The sequence below is a fragment of the Cryptosporangium phraense genome (assembly GCF_006912135.1).
Lineage (GTDB): Bacteria > Actinomycetota > Actinomycetes > Mycobacteriales > Cryptosporangiaceae > Cryptosporangium > Cryptosporangium phraense.
This window is the reverse complement of the sequence record NZ_VIRS01000074.1, coordinates 1-5,255: the sequence shown is the minus strand read 5'-3', so window position 1 is coordinate 5,255 and position 5,255 is coordinate 1. Positions and strand designations below refer to the sequence as shown.

Annotated in this window: 3 rRNA genes; all 3 read right to left on the bottom strand. The window is 57.6% G+C overall.

The features are described from left to right. Positions 1-2: 2 nt before the first annotated feature. A 5S ribosomal RNA gene (gene rrf, locus FL583_RS39755) occupies positions 3-119 on the bottom strand. A gap of 114 nt (positions 120-233) precedes the next feature. After that, a 23S ribosomal RNA gene (locus FL583_RS39750) occupies positions 234-3,346 on the bottom strand. A 392-nt stretch (positions 3,347-3,738) separates the two neighbouring features. After that, positions 3,739-5,253: ribosomal RNA gene (locus FL583_RS39745) — 16S ribosomal RNA — on the bottom strand. Together the 16S, 23S and 5S rRNA genes form the textbook arrangement of a ribosomal RNA operon. Positions 5,254-5,255: the final 2 nt, after the last annotated feature.

Genomic DNA, 5,255 nt, shown 5'->3' with positions numbered 1-5,255 from the left:
AAGCCCGGCGGCGTCCTACTCTCCCACACCATCACCAGTGCAGTACCATCGGCGCTGAGAAGCTTAGCTACCGGGTTCGGAATGGGACCGGGCGTTTCCTTCTCGCTATAACCACCGGAACACGATCAGACCTCAACGAACCCCAGCGCCCCCGTGACAGGGGGCGGGTTGTTCGTGGTCTGGGAACCACACAGTGGATGCGACTACTTACAACAAACTCACGTTTATGCTTTGTGGGCAAGCCCTCGGCCTATTAGTACCGGTCAGCTCCACCTGTTACCAGGCTTCCACATCCGGCCTATCAACCCGATCGTCTACTCGGGGGCCTTAACCACTCGAAGGTGGTGGGAGACCTCATCTCGAAGCAGGCTTCCCGCTTAGATGCTTTCAGCGGTTATCCCTTCCGAACGTAGCCAACCAGCCATGCCCTTGGCAGGACAACTGGCACACCAGAGGTTCGTCCGTCCCGGTCCTCTCGTACTAGGGACAGCCCTTCTCAAGACTCCAACGCGCACGGCGGATAGGGACCGAACTGTCTCACGACGTTCTAAACCCAGCTCGCGTACCGCTTTAATGGGCGAACAGCCCAACCCTTGGGACCTACTCCAGCCCCAGGATGCGACGAGCCGACATCGAGGTGCCAAACCATCCCGTCGATATGGACTCTTGGGGAAGATCAGCCTGTTATCCCCGGGGTACCTTTTATCCGTTGAGCGACACCGCTTCCACCAGCCAGTGCCGGATCACTAGTCCCAGCTTTCGCTCCTGCTCGACCTGTCAGTCTCACAGTCAAGCTCCCTTGTGCACTTGCACTCAACACCTGATTGCCAACCAGGCTGAGGGAACCTTTGGGCGCCTCCGTTACATTTTAGGAGGCAACCGCCCCAGTTAAACTACCCACCAGGCACTGTCCCCGACCCCGATCAGGGGCCCGGGTTAGACATCCAATACGACCAGAGTGGTATTTCAACGATGACTCCACGAACACTGGCGTGCCCGCTTCACAGTCTCCCACCTATCCTACACAAGCCGAATCGAACACCAATACCAAGCTATAGTAAAGGTCCCGGGGTCTTTCCGTCCTGCCGCGCGTAACGAGCATCTTTACTCGTAGTGCAATTTCGCCGAGCCTGTGGTTGAGACAGTAGGAAAGTCGTTACGCCATTCGTGCAGGTCGGAACTTACCCGACAAGGAATTTCGCTACCTTAGGATGGTTATAGTTACCACCGCCGTTTACTGGCGCTTAAGTTCTCAGCTTCGCCCTTACGGACTAACCGGTCCCCTTAACGTTCCAGCACCGGGCAGGCGTCAGTCCGTATACATCGTCTTACGACTTCGCACGGACCTGTGTTTTTAGTAAACAGTCGCTTTCCCCTGGTCTCTGCGGCCATACAACGCTCCCCCAGCAAGTGGGATCACGTCTCCGGCCCCCCTTCTCCCGAAGTTACGGGGGTATTTTGCCGAGTTCCTTAACCACAGTTCGCTCGATCGCCTCGGTATTCTCTACCTGACCACCTGTGTCGGTTTAGGGTACGGGCCGCTCGGATCTCGCTAGAGGCTTTTCTCGGCAGCATAGGATCACTCACTTCACCACAACGGCTCCCCATCAGGTCTCAGACTCATGAAGCACGGATTTGCCAATGCTTCGCCCTACACCCTTGGCCCGGCACCACCATTCACCGGGATAAGCTACCTTCCTGCGTCACCCCATCGCTTGACTACTACAACCCGGGATCCCAGCCTCCCCAGCACTTGTCCGAAGACGCCTGCCGGCTCGGGTGGTTAGCACAAAGTTGGTTCATCAGGGACGATCCTTCGCGGGTACGGGAATATCAACCCGTTATCCATCGACTACGCCTGTCGGCCTCGCCTTAGGTCCCGACTCACCCTGGGCGGATTAGCCTGGCCCAGGAACCCTTGGTCATCCGGCGGACGGGTTTCTCACCCGTCATTCGCTACTCATGCCTGCATTCTCACTCGCACAGCGTCCACCACTGGGTTACCCCGCGGCTTCCTCCGCTGAACGACGCTCCCCTACCCATCCACACCCTCAAAACATGCCCCGCAGGAACATGCCCCAAAGTAACTGTGTGAATGCCTCAGCTTCGGCGGTGTACTTGAGCCCCGCTACATTGTCGGCGCGGAACCACTTGACCAGTGAGCTATTACGCACTCTTTAAAGGGTGGCTGCTTCTAAGCCAACCTCCTGGTTGTCTCTGCGACTCCACATCCTTTCCCACTTAGCACACGCTTAGGGGCCTTAGCTGGAGATCTGGGCTGTTTCCCTCTCGACTACGAAGCTTATCCCCCGCAGTCTCACTGCCACGCTCTCACTTACCGGCATTCGGAGTTTGGCTGACTTCAGTAAGCTTGTAGGCCCCCTAGGCCATCCAGTGCTCTACCTCCGGCAAGAAACACGCAACGCTGCACCTAAATGCATTTCGGGGAGAACCAGCTATCACGGAGTTTGATTGGCCTTTCACCCCTATCCACAGGTCATCCCCCAGGTTTTCAACCCTGGTGGGTTCGGGCCTCCACGCCGTCTTACCGGCGCTTCACCCTGCCCATGGATAGATCACTCCGCTTCGGGTCTAGAGCACGCGACTGTATCGCCCTGTTCGGACTCGCTTTCGCTACGGCTACCCCACACGGGTTAACCTCGCCACGTACCACTAACTCGCAGGCTCATTCTTCAAAAGGCACGCCGTCACCCCAAAAGGCTCCGACGGCTTGTAGGCACACGGTTTCAGGTACTATTTCACTCCCCTCCCGGGGTACTTTTCACCTTTCCCTCACGGTACTAGTGCACTATCGGTCACCAGGGAGTATTTAGGCTTAGCGGGTGGTCCCGCCAGATTCACACGAGATTTCACGAGCCCCGTGCTACTTGGGAATTCCTGAAGAGAGTCAATGCGTTTTCGTCTACGGGAGTCTCACCCTCTACGCCGGTCCTTCCCAGAACCTTCGACTAACACATCAATTTCTTACTCTCCGACCAGCCGGCAGACTAGTCAACAAAAACCCCACGACCCCGCCTATGCAACCCCTGCCGGGTATCACACACAGACGGTTTAGCCTCATCCGCTTTCGCTCGCCACTACTCACGGAATCACTGTTGTTTTCTCTTCCTGTGGGTACTGAGATGTTTCACTTCCCCACGTTCCCTCCACACACCCTATGTGTTCAGGTGCGGGTGACAGCACATAACTGCTGCCGGGTTTCCCCATTCGGACACCCTCGAATCACAGCTCGGTTGACAGCTCCTCGAGGACTATCGCGGTCTCCCACGTCCTTCATCGGCTCCTGGTGCCAAGGCATCCACCGTGCGCCCTTAACAACTTGACCACAAAGATAAGATGCTCGCATCCACTGTGCAGTTCTCAAACAACGACCAGCCACCGATCCACCACCACGACCAGCCCGGCAACGCCGGCGATGTCGTGCGAATCGGCCCGGTGAAACAACCCACGCCCATGCGAAAAGCCCCGTCACCGGGGCTCGCAGCGTGTGTTATTTCAGGACCCAACAGTGTGTTCTACAAACCCGCCTCCCGAATCTTCCGTTCCCACCGGCAACGCCAGCTGTACTAAGAAAACCGATCAGCGTGTCTGAACTAGTTAGTGATCCACCCTGAGCACCGCACTAGATCTCGTTCGCATCATGTTGATGCTCATCTCGCCTAGTAAACGGCATCTGGCGCCCCCACCAATCGGTGAAAGGACGCTAGTGCTCCTTAGAAAGGAGGTGATCCAGCCGCACCTTCCGGTACGGCTACCTTGTTACGACTTCGTCCCAATCGCCAGTCCCACCTTCGACCGCTCCCTCTCCGAAGAGTTGGGCCACGGGCTTCGGGTGTTACCGACTTTCGTGACGTGACGGGCGGTGTGTACAAGGCCCGGGAACGTATTCACCGCAGCGTTGCTGATCTGCGATTACTAGCGACTCCGACTTCACGGGGTCGAGTTGCAGACCCCGATCCGAACTGAGACCGGCTTTTTGGGATTCGCTCAACCTTACGGTTTCGCAGCCCTCTGTACCGGCCATTGTAGCATGCGTGCAGCCCAAGACATAAGGGGCATGATGATTTGACGTCATCCCCACCTTCCTCCGAGTTGACCCCGGCAGTCTCCCATGAGTCCCCACCCGAAGTGCTGGCAACATGGAACGAGGGTTGCGCTCGTTGCGGGACTTAACCCAACATCTCACGACACGAGCTGACGACAACCATGCACCACCTGTACACCGCCCCGAAGGACCCCGTATCTCTACGAGTTTTCGGTGTATGTCAAGCCTTGGTAAGGTTCTTCGCGTTGCATCGAATTAAGCCGCATGCTCCGCCGCTTGTGCGGGCCCCCGTCAATTCCTTTGAGTTTTAGCCTTGCGGCCGTACTCCCCAGGCGGGGCGCTTAATGCGTTAGCTGCGGCACGGATCCCGTGGATAGGGACCCACACCTAGCGCCCAACGTTTACGGCGTGGACTACCAGGGTATCTAATCCTGTTCGCTCCCCACGCTTTCGCTCCTCAGCGTCAGTTACGGCCCAGAGACCCGCCTTCGCCACCGGTGTTCCTCCTGATATCTGCGCATTTCACCGCTACACCAGGAATTCCAGTCTCCCCTACCGCACTCAAGCCAGCCCGTATCGACTGCAGGCCCGGAGTTGAGCCCCGGGTTTTCACAGTCGACGTGACAAGCCGCCTACGAGCTCTTTACGCCCAATAATTCCGGACAACGCTTGCACCCTACGTATTACCGCGGCTGCTGGCACGTAGTTGGCCGGTGCTTCTTCTGCAGGTACCGTCACTTGCGCTTCGTCCCTGCTGAAAGAGGTTTACAACCCGAAGGCCGTCATCCCTCACGCGGCGTCGCTGCGTCAGGCTTTCGCCCATTGCGCAATATTCCCCACTGCTGCCTCCCGTAGGAGTCTGGGCCGTGTCTCAGTCCCAGTGTGGCCGGTCGCCCTCTCAGGCCGGCTACCCGTCACCGCCTTGGTAGGCCATCACCCCACCAACAAGCTGATAGGCCGCGGGTCCATCCCTCGCCGAAAAACTTTCCACTCAAAGAGATGCCTCAAAGAGTCATATCCGGTATTAGCCCCGGTTTCCCGGAGTTATCCCAGAGCAAGGGGCAGGTTACCCACGTGTTACTCACCCGTTCGCCGCTCGAGTACCCCGAAGGGCCTTTCCGCTCGACTTGCATGTGTTAAGCACGCCGCCAGCGTTCGTCCTGAGCCAGGATCAAACTCTCCATCAAGG